The 17,436-nt window shown below is 71.3% G+C and carries 19 protein-coding genes and 2 pseudogenes; 12 read left to right on the top strand and 9 right to left on the bottom strand.

Annotated features, from left to right (window positions below; all coding sequences use genetic code 11):
- Positions 1–174: 174 nt before the first annotated feature.
- Positions 175–432: pseudogene (locus ACYVD1_RS07015) on the top strand (acyl-CoA thioesterase domain-containing protein); the annotation flags it as partial.
- 139 nt (positions 433–571) lie between these two features.
- Positions 572–763 (top strand): hypothetical protein, encoded by a 192-nt coding sequence (locus tag ACYVD1_RS07010; RefSeq protein WP_017611630.1) that lies wholly within the window; start codon positions 572–574, stop codon positions 761–763.
- A gap of 17 nt (positions 764–780) precedes the next feature.
- Here ACYVD1_RS07010 and ACYVD1_RS07005 read toward each other — a convergent pair whose 3' ends face one another.
- The gene (locus ACYVD1_RS07005) at positions 781–1,329 is read right to left on the bottom strand and encodes a hypothetical protein (protein WP_017611629.1); all 549 of its coding nucleotides are present in this window, start codon (positions 1,327–1,329) and stop codon (positions 781–783) included.
- Positions 1,330–1,587: 258 nt separating this feature from the next.
- On the opposite strand from ACYVD1_RS07005, the gene ACYVD1_RS07000 reads away from it, so the two are divergent.
- Positions 1,588–2,271, top strand: coding sequence for a recombinase family protein (locus tag ACYVD1_RS07000; protein WP_460769284.1), 684 nt, complete (start codon positions 1,588–1,590; stop codon positions 2,269–2,271).
- Positions 2,272–2,312: 41 nt separating this feature from the next.
- On the opposite strand, the gene ACYVD1_RS06995 is transcribed toward ACYVD1_RS07000, so the two are convergent.
- A complete protein-coding gene (locus ACYVD1_RS06995) occupies positions 2,313–3,020 on the bottom strand; it encodes a GNAT family N-acetyltransferase (RefSeq protein WP_017591461.1) in 708 nt (235 codons plus the stop codon).
- A 68-nt stretch (positions 3,021–3,088) separates the two neighbouring features.
- Between ACYVD1_RS06995 and ACYVD1_RS06990 the strand changes: the two genes are divergently transcribed.
- Complete coding sequence (locus tag ACYVD1_RS06990) at positions 3,089–4,135, top strand: tyrosine-type recombinase/integrase (RefSeq protein WP_081620424.1); 1,047 nt, start codon at positions 3,089–3,091, stop codon at positions 4,133–4,135.
- Positions 4,136–4,177: 42 nt separating this feature from the next.
- Here ACYVD1_RS06990 and ACYVD1_RS06985 read toward each other — a convergent pair whose 3' ends face one another.
- Genes ACYVD1_RS06985 through ACYVD1_RS06975 form a run of 3 tightly spaced genes read right to left on the bottom strand, consistent with a single transcriptional unit; the run spans position 4,178 to position 5,586 of the window.
- Positions 4,178–4,312, bottom strand: a complete 135-nt coding sequence (locus ACYVD1_RS06985) for a hypothetical protein (RefSeq protein ID WP_017591459.1) — start codon at positions 4,310–4,312, stop codon at positions 4,178–4,180.
- On the bottom strand, positions 4,309–4,932 hold the full coding sequence (locus ACYVD1_RS06980) for a methyltransferase family protein (protein WP_460769280.1): 624 nt from the start codon (positions 4,930–4,932) through the stop codon (positions 4,309–4,311). The genes ACYVD1_RS06985 and ACYVD1_RS06980 overlap by 4 nt, the downstream gene beginning before the upstream one ends.
- Positions 4,933–4,965: 33 nt before the next feature.
- A complete protein-coding gene (locus tag ACYVD1_RS06975; RefSeq protein ID WP_460769278.1) occupies positions 4,966–5,586 on the bottom strand; it encodes a class I SAM-dependent methyltransferase in 621 nt (206 codons plus the stop codon).
- A 43-nt stretch (positions 5,587–5,629) separates the two neighbouring features.
- Between ACYVD1_RS06975 and ACYVD1_RS06970 the strand changes: the two genes are divergently transcribed.
- Genes ACYVD1_RS06970 through ACYVD1_RS06955 form a run of 4 tightly spaced genes read left to right on the top strand, consistent with a single transcriptional unit; the run spans position 5,630 to position 9,069 of the window.
- Positions 5,630–6,013 carry an ArsR/SmtB family transcription factor gene (locus ACYVD1_RS06970; RefSeq protein ID WP_017591456.1) on the top strand — a complete coding sequence of 128 codons (384 nt, stop codon included), beginning with the start codon at positions 5,630–5,632 and terminating at the stop codon, positions 6,011–6,013.
- Complete coding sequence (locus ACYVD1_RS06965; protein ID WP_460769273.1) at positions 6,006–7,979, top strand: heavy metal translocating P-type ATPase; 1,974 nt, start codon at positions 6,006–6,008, stop codon at positions 7,977–7,979. The genes ACYVD1_RS06970 and ACYVD1_RS06965 overlap by 8 nt, the downstream gene beginning before the upstream one ends.
- Positions 7,976–8,491, top strand: a complete 516-nt coding sequence (locus tag ACYVD1_RS06960) for a signal peptidase II (RefSeq protein WP_017591454.1) — start codon at positions 7,976–7,978, stop codon at positions 8,489–8,491. Before ACYVD1_RS06965 ends, ACYVD1_RS06960 begins: the two co-directional genes overlap by 4 nt.
- Positions 8,482–9,069, top strand: a complete 588-nt coding sequence (locus ACYVD1_RS06955; RefSeq protein ID WP_017591453.1) for a cadmium resistance transporter — start codon at positions 8,482–8,484, stop codon at positions 9,067–9,069. The genes ACYVD1_RS06960 and ACYVD1_RS06955 overlap by 10 nt, the downstream gene beginning before the upstream one ends.
- A 112-nt stretch (positions 9,070–9,181) precedes the next feature.
- Here the strand turns inward: ACYVD1_RS06955 and ACYVD1_RS06950 are convergent.
- The 4 genes and pseudogenes from ACYVD1_RS06950 to merA form a co-directional block, all read right to left on the bottom strand.
- A pseudogene (locus ACYVD1_RS06950) lies at positions 9,182–12,148 on the bottom strand (Tn3 family transposase); the annotation flags it as partial.
- A 234-nt stretch (positions 12,149–12,382) separates the two neighbouring features.
- A complete protein-coding gene (locus ACYVD1_RS06945) occupies positions 12,383–12,895 on the bottom strand; it encodes a hypothetical protein (RefSeq protein ID WP_017611627.1) in 513 nt (170 codons plus the stop codon).
- 100 nt (positions 12,896–12,995) lie between these two features.
- Positions 12,996–13,643, bottom strand: coding sequence for an organomercurial lyase MerB (merB, locus tag ACYVD1_RS06940; RefSeq protein ID WP_184365017.1), 648 nt, complete (start codon positions 13,641–13,643; stop codon positions 12,996–12,998).
- Positions 13,644–13,669: 26 nt separating this feature from the next.
- On the bottom strand, positions 13,670–15,070 hold the full coding sequence (gene merA / locus ACYVD1_RS06935) for a mercury(II) reductase (RefSeq protein ID WP_184365016.1): 1,401 nt from the start codon (positions 15,068–15,070) through the stop codon (positions 13,670–13,672).
- Positions 15,071–15,195: 125 nt separating this feature from the next.
- On the opposite strand from merA, the gene ACYVD1_RS06930 reads away from it, so the two are divergent.
- The 4 genes from ACYVD1_RS06930 to ACYVD1_RS06915 are packed head-to-tail and all read left to right on the top strand — an operon-like array spanning position 15,196 to position 17,283.
- Entirely contained in the window at positions 15,196–15,582 is a 387-nt protein-coding gene (locus ACYVD1_RS06930) for an ArsR/SmtB family transcription factor (RefSeq protein ID WP_026118038.1), read from the top strand.
- 14 nt (positions 15,583–15,596) lie between these two features.
- Positions 15,597–15,845, top strand: a complete 249-nt coding sequence (locus ACYVD1_RS06925) for a hypothetical protein (protein ID WP_184365015.1) — start codon at positions 15,597–15,599, stop codon at positions 15,843–15,845.
- Positions 15,842–16,390, top strand: a complete 549-nt coding sequence (locus ACYVD1_RS06920) for a TlpA family protein disulfide reductase (RefSeq protein WP_017611612.1) — start codon at positions 15,842–15,844, stop codon at positions 16,388–16,390. The genes ACYVD1_RS06925 and ACYVD1_RS06920 overlap by 4 nt, the downstream gene beginning before the upstream one ends.
- Positions 16,390–17,283 carry a cytochrome c biogenesis CcdA family protein gene (locus tag ACYVD1_RS06915; protein ID WP_184365014.1) on the top strand — a complete coding sequence of 298 codons (894 nt, stop codon included), beginning with the start codon at positions 16,390–16,392 and terminating at the stop codon, positions 17,281–17,283. Before ACYVD1_RS06920 ends, ACYVD1_RS06915 begins: the two co-directional genes overlap by 1 nt.
- The last annotated feature ends 153 nt before the right edge of the window (positions 17,284–17,436 follow it).

Here is a 17,436-nt window from a genome sequence, read left to right as displayed (position 1 = left end):
TGGCACGGTCTCCCCGCTGGAGCCACTACTTTGTGTCACGGGGCGCGTGTGCCCAGGAGCCGACGATCCGGGGGCAGTGCTGTCGTCCGGGGTGGACGGGGCGTGCCTTCTCCTGCGCCGAACAGGATTCGGTTTGGTGTGGCCACCGTGTCTACTCGTGGGTAACATATGCATATGAGCCTTGACCACCCCGCCGAGGGTTACGAGTTCGACCAGGACACCCGGGTCGAGAAGCGAGCCGACGGCGAGTTCACAGCCACCCTCACCGACGGCTGGACCACGTTCACCTCGCACCCCAACGGCGGTTACGTCCTGGGAACGGCCGTCAACGCCCTGGGCCAGACCCTTGCCCAGCCCGACCCCCTCGTGGTGTCCGCCTTCTACCTGCGGCCCGCGGCCCCCGGTGAGGCCGTCATGCGCACCGAGACCATGGGGTCCGAGTAGGAACGGAACGGTGAGTCCCGACAACTGTCACATCTGTTGACACTCGGTGGAATGGTCAAGTCGGTGGGGTAGGTAAGGGGGCGGATCTGGCGGGGGCAATGGGCTGGTCGGCGGGTAGGTAGAGGTCATGAGCAGGCACACCGAGATGGACAAGGACGCTGCCGCTCGCATCCAGTCCGCCGCGGCCAGGGAACCCGACAGCTCCTCGGCTCGCTCCGGGTTCGATGCCCGAGCCCAGTCGGCGGCCGACCGCCGACAGCACGAGCAGGGCGAGGACGACCACGAGGAGGCGCCGCCCCGCCGAGCCGCTGACTGCTGAATCCGCGCCTTCTGCTGCTACGCGCCGGTGTTCGTGGACTGGAGTTCGGCGTCGAGCCAGGTAATGAAGGAGAGCACGGAACCGCCGAAGTGCTCGCGTACCCGGGCCTGGATGGCGCGCAGCTCGTGGCCGGGGACGAAGTCGTGCGTGGTGCTCTGGTCGCACCCGCAGGCGCAGTCCCGGGTACGGAACTGCGCCTCCTCGGGCAGATCGCCGTAGGCGATGCTGTTGCGGGAGTCGTTGGCGAGCGGGTCGGGCTGGTTGATGTAGCGGTCGTACATCGGGTGCCCTGGACCGAGGAGATCCCCTTCGAGGGCCTTCTTCGGTCCGAGGCCGGTCATGTGGGCGGTCACGTCCGTGATCCCGGCGACAGCGCGAACGAGGTCCTGCCCCACGATGACCGCGAATCGTTCACGGCTCACCACTTTCAGGTTCAGCCGCCACAGCCCCCGGCCGGCCTCCCACGCCTCGGTCTCGGTCATGCGCGGGAAGTAACCGATCGCGTCGCGCCCGAGCGCATCGTCGGTCTGCCGCTCGTAGTCACCGAGCCTGATCCGGATCGCCATACCGCCTCTTAACTCTTGCATCCTGCTGCGAGCTACAACGGTTGTAACTATGCCGTGGCACCCATGCAAAGTAAAGATGCTTTCAGGAATCGACGGCAGGTAGACATTTCCGTCGCGTGGGGATGCCTTCAACAAACGATCGTTTTCTGAAGCCTGCGGCGGACGGGCGCCGAATGCCCCCACGGCCTTCAAAAACCCCTTCAGAAACCGAGGGGGTTCAACAACCTCCCCGGGCCGTTTTCTGAAAGGATCGCGGGCATGGACACCTCTCCGGACCTGTTCGCGGCCGAACCGGTCGTACTCACCGAGATCCGTATCGGCTACGCCCGTGTCTCCACCGGATCGCAGAAGCTCGACCGCCAGATGGACGCGCTCACTGCGGCCGGGTGTCGCCGGATCTTCGCCGACAAGAAGTCAGGGCGCACCGACGAGCGCCCCGAGCTGAAGGCGTGCCACGCCTTCCTCAACCCCGGTGACACCCTCGTCGTCCCTTCGCTGGACCGCTACGGCCGCTCCCTCCAGGACCTGGTGACCATGGTCGCCGAGCTGCGCACCCGCGAGATTGGGTTCACCTCCCTGCACGAGCGGCTCGACACCACCACCCCGGGCGGGCGGCTGGTCTTCCACGTCTTCGCCGCGCTGGCGGAGTTCATCCGCGAGCTGATCGTGGCCGGGACCCGCGAGGGTCTGGCCGCCGCACGGGCCCGGGGCCGGGTGGGTGGCCGACCGAGTGTGGTCGATGCCGACCTGATCCGCGCGGCCCGCGACATGCTGCCCAACCCCGAGTACTCGGTGACCTCCATCGCCCGCCTGCTCGGCGTCAGCCCGGGGACGCTGTACAACCACATCCCCGACCTGAAGGAACTGCGCGCCCAGAGCGCTCTGCGTACGGGGGGTGTCGGTAAGGAGCGTGTCACCAGGTGCCAAGTAACCCGTGAGTAGTTTCGCGGTCGACGACCGCGGTTTCGAAGCTACTCACGCGCTCAGCCCAGCATGCGGTGGAAGAACCGTTCCTCGCCCTCGGAGACGATCGACGCGGGCAGGGCCAGCAGCGGTTGCAGCGGCTCCCCCAGGTCCAGCACGGTGAAGCGCTGGCGCCGGTAGAACGGCTCCAGGTTCCTCTCGGCGGTGAACTGCCCGTACATCACGTGGAAGCCGCTCTGCTCGTACAACTGGACGCCGCGTTTGACCAGGGCCGCCCCGATCCCCCGGCCGCGGTGGGCGGGGTCCACCGCCAGCCCTTTGAGCTTGGTGATGACCAGCATCAGCGCCAAGCCCTGGACCTCGTTGACCCGGCGCACCTGGGCCAGGAAACGGCCCGGCGGGATCATCAGGGCACAGCCGAGGACCTGCCCTGTGCGGTCGGTGGCCACCAGCAGGGCCGACAGGCCCGCGAGGGGGTCGACCTCGCGGCCGCCCAGGGTGCCGCTGATGACGGCTCGCATCGCACTCTCGTTGTCACGGCTGCTCAGGCACTCGTGCAGCAGTAGGGAGGTGTCCGCCTTCCCTGCGGCGGCGTTCAGGTCCTCGGTGATGTCGGTGCCCACATCGGAGAGCAGTTCGGCGGCCCGGCCTAGATCGTCGGGGTGGGCCGGGCGGATGCGGCCGCCGGCGGGGGCGGACCAGCCCTGGGCGAGCTTGGCGGGGGTGATCGACGGGGCGGGGGCGGTGCGCTTCTTGTGTTTGGCCACGCACCCACTGTAGGGCGGGTCGGGGTTATACTTCTGGAAATCAGCGTTCCCGGAAGTAGACTGCCGGAGTGACTTCTGGAAACACATCCTCCTCCGCTGAACAGACCTCCGATTCGACTTCTGGAAACACACGCACGGGGCGGCCGCGCCGAACCGTGGTGCTGCCCGGCGACCTGGACGCCGAGCGCGCGGCCTTCGCCGCGAGGCTGGCCTCGGCGACCGACCTGGGCGCGGCCACCCGCGACAAGTACCAGCGCAACACCGCCCACTTCCTGGCCTGGCTCGCCGAGGCCCGCCAGGCCGGCGCCCTGGACGGCGACCCGCTCACCGATCCCGCAGCGCGGGACTGGTCGGTACGCGACTACCGCCGCACCCTGAAGAACACCCGCACCGCCCGGGGCACCCACCTGTCGGCGGCCACCATCAACAACCGGCTCGCCGCCATCGACGCCTTCTTCGCCCTGCGCGGCTCGGGACGGCCCGACGTGGTCCGCGAACACCTGGGCCGCCCCAGCGCCCCGCGTGCGCTGGATGGCCGGGCCAAGCTCCGCTTCCTACGCGTGGTGGCCCGCGACGCCTCGCCCCGGGACCGGGCCCTCTGCCACCTGGCCTACTACGCGGGCCTGCGCATCGCCGAGATCGTCGCCCTGGACGTCGCCGACATCCGCCTGTCCGCGCGGCGGGGCAGCGTGCGGGTGCGCGGCAAGGGACGGCTGGGCGGCAAGGACCGCGCCGTCCCGCTGCACGCCGAGGCGCGCGCCTCCCTCGAACGCCTCCTGGACGAACTCGGCCGCCCTGCTGCCGGTCCGCTGGTGCGCAACCGCGACGGCCAGGCGCTGTCGACCCGGGCGGCCAACACCGCGGTCTGCGAGCTGGGCGCGGCGGCGGGGATCGGCCCCTCCGACGACGGCGAGGCGTTCGGGCCGCACGTGCTGCGGCACACCTTCGGCACCGACCTGGTGCGCGGCGGGAGCGAATTGGCGCGCGAACCGGTGGACCTGGTCACCGTCGCCGAGCTGATGGGGCACGCCGACATCAACACCACCCGCCGCTACGCGCTGCCCACCGAGGCCGACAAGGCCGCCGCCCTGGAGGTGCTCACCGTCGATCGGTGAGGCCCGCAGTGCCGCAGTGCCGCGCGACTTCTCTTGCGTGCTCTAGGGCAGCAGGAGGATACCGACGACCACCAGGGTGGCGGCACCGATGGCCACGATGAGGACCAGCGCGAGCCTGCCGGTGCGCTCTTCTTCGGGGGTGGGGTCGTGGTCGTCGGGGGTGCAGCAGCCGCTCATCGGGATCCTGTCGTGGTGTTGCGGTCGGTGAGGCGGCCGATTCCGGGCAGGAAGCGGCCGGTCCGGGCGGCGTACCCGGTGTAGGCGGCGCCGTGCGTGCGCACAAGGTAGGGCTCCTCGATGGCGCGGACCTGCACCTGCACGGCGGCGACGAAGGCCGCCAGGGCCGCCGCGGACACCGCTGAGGGCACGGCGAGCACCTGCCCGGCCAGCAGCACCCCCATGCCGGTGAAGACCGGGTTGCGCACGAGCGCGAAGATCCCGCGGGTGACCAGCTCCGTGCGCTCGTTCTCGTCCACGCCGATGCGCCAGGAGGCGCCCATCGCGGCCTGGGAGACGAGCACCAGGGCCAGACCGAGCAGCATCAGGGCCAGCCCGGTGACACCCATGCTCCGGGGCGGGGCGGCCGTGGCCGGGTCGAACAGGGCGGCCACGGGTGCGGCCAGACCCGCGGCGAGTGCGCCGGCGAAGAGCACGCTCCCCCACCAGGGGGCGGTGAAGGCGGTGGTGTCCGGGCGGCGGAACCCGGTGTCACCGGTGCGCCGCCACGCGGCCAGGGTGCGCACACCGAAGGCCAGGGCCAGGCCGAGCAGGTAGAGGACGAGTGCGGCCAGTGCCACGGGGATCTCCGTTCAAAGTGGGGCGGGCAGGGCTCAGGTGCGGGTGGCGACGCCCAGGAGGTAGTCGCCGCCGATGCGGGTGCGCCAGGCATCACCGATGTGCAACCCGTGGCGGCCCAGCTCGGCGAGGAACTCGCCCGCACTGAACCGGTCGGCGGTGGGGTGGTCGAACAGCGCCCGGTAGGTGGGGCGGGCCAGGGCGGTGGCGGTGACCTCGTCGAAGAAGAACCGGCCGCCGGGGGCCAGGACGCGGGCGACCTCGGCCAGGGCGTCGCGCCAGTTCGGGATGTGGTGGATGATCGCGAAGTCGAACACCGCGTCGTAGGAGGCGTCCTTGCCTGCGCCGATGGGGGCGAAGGCGGCGGCCAGGTCGGTGGCCGAGCCGCGCGCGAGGTAGACGCGCTCGCCGTGGCGCTGAAGGCGCCGCCGTGCTCTGGCCAGCATTTTCGGGTCCAGGTCCACGGCGTCCACGGACGCGGCGCCGAAGGTGTCCAGGATGAGCCTGGTGCCGTAGCCGGAGCCGCAGCCCAGCTCGGCGGCGCGGGCGCCGGGGGTGCGCCCGCCCAGCTTGATGAGCAGGTTGGCCTCGTAGTGCTGGAGCAGGCGCCGGGGCGGTGAGTCGATCAGTGCCGACTCCACGCGGTTCATGAGCATGCCCACACCTTCTATCACCGTCGAAATGGGATATGATCGCTACATGACGATGAATAGCACGGATGGATGCCAAGCCACAACCGCGGGCATAGGCGCCGCCGAGGCCCTCTTCCACAGCCTCTCCGACGGCACCCGCCTGGCCATCGTGCGCCGCCTGGCCCAGGGCGAGGCGCGCGTGGCCGACCTGGTGGAACAGCTCGGACTGGCCCAGTCCACGGTCTCCAAGCACGTGGCGTGCCTGCGCGACTGCGGCCTTGTCGACGGGCGCCCCGAGGGGCGGCAGGTGTTCTACTCCCTGGCCCGCCCCGAACTGCTGGACCTGCTGGCCTCGGCCGAGGTCCTGCTGGCCGCGACCGGCAGCGCGGTCGCGCTGTGCCCCAACTACGGAACCGAGAGCCACACGACGATGGAGGTGCGCGGTGAGTGACGCCTGCGGATGCGGCGGCGAGGAGCCCCGCACAGGAGAAGAAGCCGAGGAGCACGAGCCCCAGACGCTGTGGCAGGTGGGCGAGATCCGCTTCGCCGCCGTGGCCGCGGCGCTGCTGCTGGCCGGGTACAGCGCCGGATGGGTCGGCGCACCAGACCTGGTGGGCCTGGTGCTCAAGGCCGCCGCCCTGGCCGTGGCCGCCTGGACGTTCGTCCCCGGTACTGTGCGCCGCCTGGCCCAGGGCAAGATCGGCGTGGGCACGCTGATGACCATCGCCGCCATCGGCGCCGTGCTGTTGGGCGAGGTGGGCGAGGCCGCGATGCTCGCGGTGCTCTACACCATCGCCGAAGGGCTGGAGGAGTACTCCGTGGCCCGCACCCGCCGCGGCCTGCGCGCCCTGCTGGACCTGGTCCCCGACCAGGCCCGGGTGCTCCGCGAAGGTGTGGAGCACACCGTCGACCCGGCCGAGCTGGTCGTGGGCGACACGCTGGTGGTGCGCCCCGGCGAGCGCCTGGCCACCGACGGGACCATCACCTCCGGGCACACCAGCCTGGACACCTCGGCCATCACCGGCGAGTCCGTGCCCGTGGAGGCGGGCCCCGGCAGCGAGGTGTTCGCCGGGTCCATCAACGGCACCGCAGCCCTGGAGGTCACCGTCACCTCCGCCGCGGCCGACAACTCCCTGGCCCGCATCGTGTCCATCGTGGAGGCAGAGCAGTCCCGCAAGGGCGCCGGACAGCGCCTGGCCGACCGCATCGCCAAACCGTTGGTGCCCGGGGTGATGATCGCCGCGGTGCTCATCGCCGTCGTGGGCGCGCTGTTCGGCGACCCGCTGACCTGGGTCGAACGCGCCCTGGTCGTGCTGGTGGCCGCCTCCCCGTGCGCACTGGCGATCTCCGTGCCCGTCACCGTGGTGGCCGCGATCGGCGCCGCCTCCAAGCACGGCACCCTGGTCAAGGGCGGAGCCGCCCTGGAGGCCATGGGCCGGATCCGCACCGTGGCTCTGGACAAGACCGGCACGCTGACCCGCAACCGCCCGGCCGTCATCGAGACCCTCCCCGCGCCCGGCCACACCGCCGAGCAGGTGCTGGCGGTGGCCGCCGCCCTAGAGGAGCGCAGCGAACACCCGCTGGCGGCCGCGATCCTGGCCGCCGCCCCCGCACCCCAGCGCGCCGAGCAGGTGGAAGCGGTCACCGGCGCCGGCCTCACCGGCACCCTGCACGGCCGCGATGTGCGATTGGGTCGCCCGGGCTGGATCGAGGCCGGCCCCTTGGCCGGGGATGTGGCGCGGATGCAGCACGCCGGAGCCACCGCCGTCCTGGTCGAGGACGACGGCGCGCTGCTGGGCGCCATCGCGGTCCGCGACGAACTGCGCCCCGAAGCCGGCGAGGTCGTCGCCTCCCTGCGCGGTGCGGGCTACCGGGTGGTGATGCTCACCGGCGACAACCCGGCCACCGCCGCCGCCCTGGCCGCCCAGGCGGGCATCGAAGCGGGCGACGTGCACGCCGACCTGCGCCCCGAGGACAAATCCCGCCTCGTCGGCGAACTCCGGGCACACGGCCCCGTCGCGATGGTCGGCGACGGTGTCAACGACGCCCCCGCCCTGGCCACCGCCGACCTGGGGATCGCGATGGGCGCGATGGGCACCGACGTGGCCATCGAGACCGCCGACGTCGCCCTGATGGGCGAGGACCTGCGCCACCTGCCCCGCGTCCTGGCACACGCCCGCCGCACCCGGGCCATCATGTGGCAGAGCGTGGGCCTGTCGCTGGCCATCATCATCGCCCTGATGCCCCTGGCCCTGTTCGGGGTCCTGGGCCTGGCCGCGGTCGTGCTGGTGCACGAGGTCGCCGAGGTCGTGGTCATCGGCAACGGCATCCGCGCCGGACGCACCCGCCGCCTGGGGCTGGCCCCCGGCGACCACGCCACCGCCGCACCGCGCGAGCACGCGGAGGCCAAGGCGTGAGGCCGACGACACCGGCCACGGCCGGCACGCTCCCCCGCTGGGGCGTGCTGGCCGCCGCTCTCGCGCTCACCGCCGCCGACCTGGCCCTGAAGGCCTTGGCCGAGCACCATCTGGCCGGCGGCCCCGGAGCGCGACTCCTGGGACTGCTGGAGTTGCGCCTGACCTACAACCCCGGTGTCGCCTTCAACCTGGGCGCGACCCTGCCCGCCGGGGTCATCGTGGCCCTGACCGGGCTCATCACCGCCGCCGTGGCCGCCTACGCCTGGTACACCGCTCCCACCACCCCGCTGCCGGGCCGCGTCGGTCTGGCCGGGGTGCTGGGCGGTGCGCTGGCCAACCTCATCGACCGCGGCCTGGACGGTGTGGTCACCGACTATCTGCACACGGGCTGGTGGCCCACCTTCAACCTCGCCGATGCCTTCATCGTCGGCGGCGCGGTGCTGCTCGTGTTCACCTCCGCTCGCCAGGGCGCACCGGCACCGCCCGGCAAGGACCCTGACGCGTGGACCTGATCATCATCGCCCAGGCGGCCGGCCTGTTCGCCGTCACCAACATCGACGACATCGTGGTGCTCGCGCTGTTCTTCGCCCAAGGCGCAGGGCAGCGCGGGGCCACCGCCCGGGTCGTGGCCGGGCAGTACCTGGGCTTCATCGCGATCCTGGTCACCGCGCTGGCCGCCACCTTCGGCGCGAGTTTCCTGCCCGAGGCGGTGCGCGCCTACTTCGGGCTGCTCCCGCTGCTGCTGGGCCTGCGCGCGGCCTGGAAACTGTGGCGCGGCGACGGCGATGAGGCCCCCGACAGCGACAACGGCCCGGCCCTGCTCACCGTCGCCACCGTCACCTTCGCCAACGGTGGCGACAACATCGGCGTCTACGTCCCCGTCTTCGTCACCGTCGGCAACACCAGCCTGGCCGTCTACGTGACGGTCTTCCTGGTCCTGGTCGGTGTGCTGTGCGCGGCCGGCAAGTTCCTGGCCACCCGCGCCCCCATCGCCCGCGCGCTCAGCCGCTGGGGCCACATCCTGCTGCCCTTGGTCCTCATCGTCCTGGGCGTGATCATCCTCGTCGAGGGCGGCGCCTTCGGACTGTAGGCACGCCCGCCGACTCCCGCACCCGGTTCGGACGCCGTCCGCGCTGACGTGCAGGGTGGTTGCGCTCCTCCACCGGGCGAGCCCCCAGGGTCTCGCGGTCCTGGTCTCGGTCTCAGCCGCCCAGGGCCAGGCGGTTGCCCATGTTCAGGCGAATGTCGCCGTAGGGGTTCATGTTCGAGGAGAACAGCGGAGTGAGCCCGCGCCGGTCCTCGGCCGTCAGCGCGTTCTCCCATTCGGGTTCGGCCAGCACCTGTTGGAGCATCAGCGTGTTCACGTACACCAGGCACGATTGCAGGATGTGCAGGGCGAGCATGGTCAGCTCCTGCTCCTCGCGCCGGTTGGAGGACAGCTCACCGGTCTTGCCGTAGAGGATCTCGCCGTGGATGCCGTGGGAGTTCTCCACCACGTTCAGCCCCGACCCCACCTCGTACTGCACGTCGCGGTCGCGCAGGTAACGCGCGCAGAACGCGGTCTTTTCCGCCCGTCCCACCTCCAGCATCGCCGCGTAGGTGGGGTGGGAGGCGTTGCGGGTGAAGCGGCGCAGGATCGCCTCGGTGGAGGCGGTGCCCAGCCGGATCGCGGTGGCGTACTTGATCATCTGGTCGTACTGCTGGGCGATCAGGCCCCAGCGGATCGGCCGGGTCATCGCCGGACGCAACAGCGGGTAGGTTTCCAGGTCGCCGCGGTCGGGCTGGTAGAGCTTGACGCGGTTGATCTGCTTGATGCGCGGCAGCAGCTTGAACCCCAGCAGCCGGGTGATGCCGAACCCGATCTCGGACTGGCCATGGGAGTCGACGTAGTTGGCCTCCACGTTCATCGAGGTGCCGTGCCGCATCGCCCCCTCCACCATGGCGTGCACCTCCGAGGCCGAGCACGACAGCAACTGGGAGTGCACGGCCATCGACCTCTCCTCGATGTGCCAGTAGATGAGCACCCCCCGGCCCCCGTACCGCGAGTGCCACTCCGTGAACAGGTTCTGGTCGAACGCCTTGACATGCGTGGAGTCCGACCCCACCGCGGTCGACCCCTGCCCCCAGATCGCCTCCGAGCGGATGGCGAAGGTCGCGTTGGCGATCGCGCGGGCGGCGCCTCGGGCCCCCTCGATGGTGAAGTAGCGGCGCCGGATGTAGCGCAGGTCGTCCTCGGAGTAGGCGTGCTCGCCCGCGGCCGCCCGGCGCAGCCCGGTATTGGTGCCATAGGCGTAGATCACCAGGATCAGGCGCTCCCACAGCTCCTCAGTCGTGATGGCCTCGCGGGTGCCGACCCCGGTGAACGCCTCCAGCATCCCGGTGCGCAGCGCGGTCTCCTTGAGCATGTCCAGCAAAGGGACCACACCCCACTTGGCGCGCACCGCCTTCTTCAACCTGCGCAGGTTGCGCGGCTCGGCGCGCGCCTCCAACGGGGAGAGGCTGATCGCCCCCGTCTTGCGCTCGGCGACCTCTACCCAGCCCAGACGGGGCAGCGCGTCATTGAGCCCGGCCAGCTCGGTCACCATGTCGCCGTGCAGGCGGGAGATGAACTCATCCGGGTCCAGGGGCTGGTTGAGCTTGCGGTAGTTCTCCACGCGCTTGTCGGCGAAGTCGGCCGGGAGGTCCTCATCCGGGTTGCGCCACCGGTCCGCGCCCACCACCCAGATCTCCTTGCAGCGCAACTGCTCGCGCAGCCTCTGGAACACCCCGCACTCGTACACGGTGCGCAGCACCCGCGACCGGCCGCGCTGGTCGGTGCGGTGCAGCAGCTCGCGCAGCTCGAAGGGGATGACCCCGTCGACGGGGACGTGCTCACCGGCGTCGTAGTAGGGGCGGTTGTTGGCCACCTCCCGGTAGCGGCAGATCAGCTCCAACGCCTTGACCAGCGGTCGGTGCACGTCGTTGGAGGAGTGGAACTCCAGCACGTCCAGGAGCTGGAGTAGCCCCACGCGGTAGTGGTTGGAGTAGGAGGACTTGAACACGCGCTGCTTGTGCTGGCGGTAGCTGGTGCCCTTGGACCGGAACTCGGCCAACAGGTCCTTCAGCGTCTGCTCGCCGCCGGCGGCCGGGTAGACCACCTCGCGCACCAGCGACTCGGGCGAGCCCACGGAGGCCTCGGCGATGCGGAAGAGGATGTCCTCCTTGCCCGAGACCCGCTTGAGGTCGCGGACGAACTCTTCGGTCACGACCTTCTCCGCGCGGGCATTGATCTTGTGCACGGTCGAGATCACCAAGTCCACCAGGGTGTCGGTGATCTCCCGCTCGCGCGAGAACAGCAGCGCCCCCAGCAGGCACACCTTGATCTGGTGCGGGTGGCCGCGCAGGTGCGAGGGCGCCTCGGCCGCCGCCCGATCCCGCCACGCGGCCACCATCTTGGCCGGGATGCGCGCGAAGGCCCGGTGCGGCACACCCACGGCACGCACCGCTTCCAGCTTCGTCTTCTCCGCGATCAGCGTCTTGAGGCTGACGTTGCCCGGGGCGTCCTTGATCTGCGCATACACCTCACGCCCTTCCCCGTCCGCCGGTGCCTCGTCGGGGTCGTCGCTGGCCTGACCGATCAGCGTGAGCATCCGCTCCACGACCTCGGCGGGCACCTCCTGGGCCGCGCGGGCCATCATCTGATCCTCGGCCTGGCTCAGCGCCGAGCGCACGATCCGCTCGACGCGGGTCTTCTCCGGCGGCTCGATCAGCTCCTCTTTGCAGTGCTCCAGCAGGCGCTGGCGTACCCGGTCGGGGTTGCGCTCCTGGTCGCACACGTTCTCGGCCAGCCACAGGGTGACCTTCTCGGCGTCGGCGACCGAGCACTCGCCGAAGCCGGTGAAGTCGCGGATCTCGGTCCGGTTCCGCTTGGCCGAGCGCCCCTGCCAGTCGTAGAAGGCGATCTCGGAAGGCTCGACCTTGACTTGCCTGGCCACGTGGACGACGGCGTTGTCGGGCACCTCGCCGCGGCCGCGCGGGAACCGGCCGCGCCAGAGCAGGAAGCGCAGGGTCACCGCGAACCCGAGCCGGGTCGCCCCGGACTTGTTCCGCAGCAGCTTCAACTCGTCGGCGGTGAGGGTGAAGGCGTCGAGGAGTTCGTCCAGGTCCAGATCCCGTGCCATCCGACCGTCCCCTGCCCGCTCGTGTCCTTGGCCGGGCGGTGCGCCCGGCTATCCACGATCTTCCGGGGCCCTGGGGCTGGTTGTCCGGCGAACCCGTAAGTTACTCGCGGGTTACTTGGCACCTGGTGACACGCTCCTTACCGACACCCCTACGGGTGGGAGCTGAAGCGGGGGTGCGCATCGCCGCCCTTCGGGCGGTTCATGTCCCGGGCGGGGGCGCCTGGCAGCGGGGCGTGGTGCCGATCAGGGCCGGCTGCGGGTCAGGCACCAGGCCGTCTCGGTGACGGCGGCCACGGCCAGGCCGAAGGCGAGGTGGGCGGCGAACCCGCGGGCATGGGTGATGAGCGGATAGTCGCGGTTGGGCGCGGAGAAGCCCAGTAGCGGGGTGAGCCCCTCGTCCACGATCAGTGACATGGCCGCACCCGAGGCCAGCCCGGCGCTGACCGGTCCGATCGGGGTGGTGCGGCGGATCAGGGCGTAGACGGGCGCCCAGGAGACGGCGAGCCCGTAGTGGAAGGCCATCCCCGCCCGCTCCTGCGCCTGGCCCTCCAAGTGGATACCGAACAGGGCCAGGGTCTTGTCGGCGGCGATGCCGAACGGCGGGCCGGGCCGCACCTCGTCCTCGCGCTGGCGGTCGGCGTCGCTCTCCCACTCGTACAGCTTCATGCTGACCGGTTCCATCACCTTGGTGGCCAGGTAGCCGGCCACCGGCGCGATGGCCAGGTCCTTGGCCAGCTCCGTGATGGGCTTCTTCATCGCTGTTCCTCCTGTTCCTGCTGCCGGATCGGACCGGGGAGTTCAAGGAGAGGGGTAGGCAGGGCCCGGCGGACGTGTGTTGCCGGGCCCGGGCCGGGTGTCAGCAGCAGCACCCGTCCTGGTCGGGGTCCTTCAAGGTGGTGGTGAACCGGAGGCCGAGCGCGAGGGCCTGCTCCACGGGTACGGCGGTGGCCTCGGGGTGCTCGGCCAACCACGGCCTGGTGGCCTCGGCGGAGGCGAAGAAGTGGACCTGGTCGCAGAAGGAGGAGCGCACGAAGGTCACGTCGTCGGGGACCAGGAGGGAGACCACCGCGGTGGCGGGCTCCACGCGGGTGATCCTGTCCGGTTCCACGGTCAGCTGTACCAGGGTGCCGGTGGCGTGGCAGGGGGAGGCCACGTGGGCGGTGCGGCCCAGGACGGCCGGGAACATCAGGGTGTCCAAAGCGCACCAGGTGTACAGATGCCGTCCGTCGACCTCGAAGCGGTGCGGAGTGGGGTTGAGAGTGAGGCCGCTGCCGACGATGCGGCCGGCGTCGTCGTACTCGGTGTCGGGCAGCGTGGCCAGCGCCTCACGCACCTCCTCTCTGGAGGCGTCGGTGGCGGCGGAGAGCTGGCCGGTGGTGACGGGTCGGCCCTGGCTGAGGAGCCGGAGCAGGGTAGACCACAGCCAGGGGCGGGCCCGTGCGTGGTCGGCGGTGCTGAAGGCGGTGGTGAGGCGGTCGGCGATCTGGTCGGACGTGGTGTCCATGACGGGGTGCCTTTCGTGGCCGCGCGTCAGGAGGCGCAGCAGGAGAGCAGGGCGACGTCGCGGGTGAAGGTCTGGGCGGCCAGCTTCAGCCCCTCGGCCATGGTCAGGTACGGGCACCACGTGTTGGCCATCTGCTCCACCGTCATCCCCGCCTGCACGGCGTAGACCGCCGCGGCGATCACATCGCCCGCTCCTTCGGCCACCGCGGTCACGCCCACCACACGGCCGGTGTGGCGCTCGGCCACGATCTTGACCAGGCCGCGGGTGTCGCGGTTGACGATCGCGCGGGGGACGTTCTCCAGGGGCAGGACCCGGCACTCGCAGTCCAGGCCCGCCTGCTCGGTCTGGGCGTCGGTCAGCCCGACACCGGCGATGGCGGGGCTGGTGAAGGTCACCCGCGGCAGGTGGCGGTAGCCCAGCACCCGGTCGGCGCCGTCCAGGGCGTTGTCGGCCACCACCGCCCCGTGCGCTCCGGCGACGTAGACGAACTGCGGGTGCCCGGTCACGTCCCCCGCCGCCCAGATGCGGGGGTGGGCGGTGCGCAGGTGGGCGTCGACCACGACCTCGCCGCGCTCGCCCACCCGCACACCGACTTCCTCCAGCCCCAGGCCGGTGGTGGCCGGGCGGCGGCCGGTGGCGATGAGCACCTCGCCGAACTCCGACTCCTGGCCGTCGATGGTCGCGATGACGCGGTCGCCGGTGCGGCGGATGGCGCTCACGGTGGCGCCGGTGCGCACGGTGATGCCCTCGTCGGCGAAGATGCCGGCGATGGCCTCACCGGCCTCGGGCTCCTCGCCTGGGGCCAGGCGCTCCATCATCTCCACCACGCTCACCTTGACTCCCAGGCGGGCGAAGAGCTGGGCCTGTTCCAGGCCGATGTAGTTGCCGCCCACCACCAGCAGCGAGGACGGCAGTGCCTCCAGTTCCATGGCGGTGGTGGAGGTCAGGTATCCCGCCTCTTCCAGGCCCTGGATCGGGGGTGCCCAGGGGGCCGAGCCGGTGGCGATGACGTAGTGGGCGGCCTCCACCCGCTGTGTTCCGCCGCCGGCCAGCTCCACTTCCAGTGCCGGGCCCTGGGTGAAGCGGGCGTGGCCGGCCACGATCTCCCAGCCGTACTCGGCGGCCAGGCCGGTGTACTTGTCGGCGCGCATGCCCTCCACCAGGGCGCGCTTGCCGCCGATCAGCTCGGCGAAGTCCACCTCCTCGGCGCTGGTACGGATGCCGGGGAACCGGCCTGAGGACAGGGCGACGTGGCGCGCCTCGGCGGCGGCCAGCAGTGCCTTGGAGGGCACGCACCCGGTGTTGACACAGGTCCCGCCGACAGTGCCGTGCTCGACCATCACCACCGAGCGGTCCTTGCGCCGCGCGGCGATCGCGGTCGCGAACGCCGCCCCGCCCGAACCGATGACCGCCAGATCAAAAGCCATGACCATGCCTCCCTGTACGTCGGCTACCCAGCCGACCTCGTCTTATTCGCTTTGACGGATGTATTCTGCCAGCATAGTATCCGCCCAAGCGAATAGATCAAACGATGTGGAGGGACGTGTCCCCCGTGGACGACACCACGACCCCGACCCAGGCACCGACCACACCACAGGCGCTCTTCCCCGACCCGGGCACGGGTGTGGAGGTGGTCGCGAAGTTCTTCCGAGCCCTGGGCGACCCCACCCGGCTGCGACTGCTGGAGTTCCTGCTGCACGACGAGCACACCGTCACCGAGTGCGTGGCCCACGTGGGCCTGTCCCAGGGCCGGGTCTCCGCCCACCTGGGATGCCTGGCCGACTGCGCATACGTGTCCGTCCGACGCCAGGGCCGCCGCGCCTACTACCGGGTCGCCGACCCCCGGGTGGCCGACCTGGTAGTACTCGCGCGCGCCCTGGCCGCCGACAACCGCACCGCCCTGGCGTGCTGCGAACGCATAGACGCCCACCACCACTAGCAAGGAGGCCGACCATGCGCTCCTACCTGGGAGTGATCGGCGCCGTCGCGGCCATGGCCCTGTGCTGCGCCGCTCCCGTGCTGATCGCCGCCGGAGGGCTCGGGCTGCTCGGCGCCGCGGCGGCCAACCCCTACCTCATCGGCGCCGCCCTGCTCACCCTTGCTGCTGGGGGCTGGTTCATCTGGAGCCGCCGCCGCAGAAGCGATGACGCCGACTGCTGCCAGCCCCCCTCCGCTCCGCACCGCAAGGACCCCTACCAGTGACGACACTTTCCTCCACGACACGTGGCCCGCGCCGCGCCGCCGCCACGATCGCGCTACTCACCGCTGTTCTTGTCGGCGCCGCCGCCTGCGCGACCTCGGAATCGGCCGGGTCCGACGGGCCCTCTGCTTCGCCGGCCCCAGCCCAAGCCGAGCCCGTCACCCTGGCCACCCTGGAGGGGGAGGAGGTCACCGTGCCCGCCGACAAGCCGGCCGTGATGTTCTTCTTCACCGTCAACTGCGGAAGCTGCGCCCAAGGCGCCGCAGCCCTGGGCGAGGCCCACGCCCAAGCCGCCGAGCAGGCCGATTTCCTGGCCGTGGACATCGACCCGAACGAGCCCGCCGAGTACATCACCGAACTCCTGGACACGGTCCAGGCCGCGGACGTGCCCGCCGCCACCGACACCGACGGCGCCCTGTCCAGCACCTACGAGGTCACCGCGCTGGGCACCCTGCTCATCGCCACCCCTGACGGGCAGGTCGCCTACCGGGCGACCGACCCCTCGGCCGAGCAGATCCTGGCCGCGCTCGAGGAGGTGGGCGCCTGATGGGTGCACTGCTGGCCCTGGCCTTCGGCGCGGGGGTGATCGCACCGCTCAACCCGTGCGGGATCGCGCTGCTGCCCGCCTACCTGACCTACCACCTGGACGTGGCCACCCGCTCCGGCCGCGGTGGCCCGCCCGCCGCCGGACTCAAGGCCGGGGCCGCCCTCACCGTCGGCTTCGCCGGAACCCTGGCCGTCCTGGCAGGGGCGGTCAGCCTGGGGGCCCGCTCCCTGCTCACCCTCGCCCCCTGGGCGGGCCTGGCCACCGGCACCGTGCTGGCCGTGCTCGGCGCCCTGATGCTGATCGGCATCCGCGTGCCGCTGCGCCTGCCCGGCCTCGCCGCAAAGAGCGGGAACGCCCCCGCCGGGACCGGCCGTCTGGCTTTGTTCGGCGTTGGTTACGCGGTCGCGTCCATGGCCTGCACCTTCGGGGTGCTGCTGGCCGTCATCGCCCAGGCCAGCGCCGTTTCCAGCATCACCGCCCTGCTGGGGGTGCTGGCCGCCTACGTCGCGGGGGCGGCCGTGCTGCTGATGCTGTTGGCGGTGTCGGTGGCCTCGGCCGGAAGTGCGCTCACCCGCCGCATCACCGGCCTGGCCCGCTACACCGGCCGCCTCAGCGGCGGTGTCCTGCTCCTGAGCGGCCTCTTCCTGGCCTACTACTGGTTCCCGGCCGCCACCGGGCGGCCGTCCAGCACCGGGCTCGGGGTCGAGCGGTGGGCAGCACAGCTGTCCGGCTGGGTCCAGGCCCACCAGACCGCCGTCGTCGTCCTGGCCGCCGTTGCCGTCGCCACCGCGGTGGCCTCGTCCTTGGTGACGCGTCTGCGTCACCGGAAACAGGGACCCGAGGACTGCTGCACACCCACCAACCCCGGCTCTGACGCCGAACAGCACCAGTAGTCCCCGGTCACCGGCAGCACGGCGACGCCGCCACCGAAAGGCCAAGGCGAGCTCTCCCGCGCCGCCCCCGTATCCGGCAGATCACGCCGAATCGGACCCAGACAGGTCCCGGCCTGGGACAATCCCCGTGCCGAGTCCGCCCGCCGCCCCACG

The sequence above is a fragment of the Nocardiopsis nanhaiensis genome (assembly GCF_054778635.1).
Note: the sequence above shows the minus strand (reverse complement) of the source record. Positions and strands in the feature narration are given on the sequence as shown.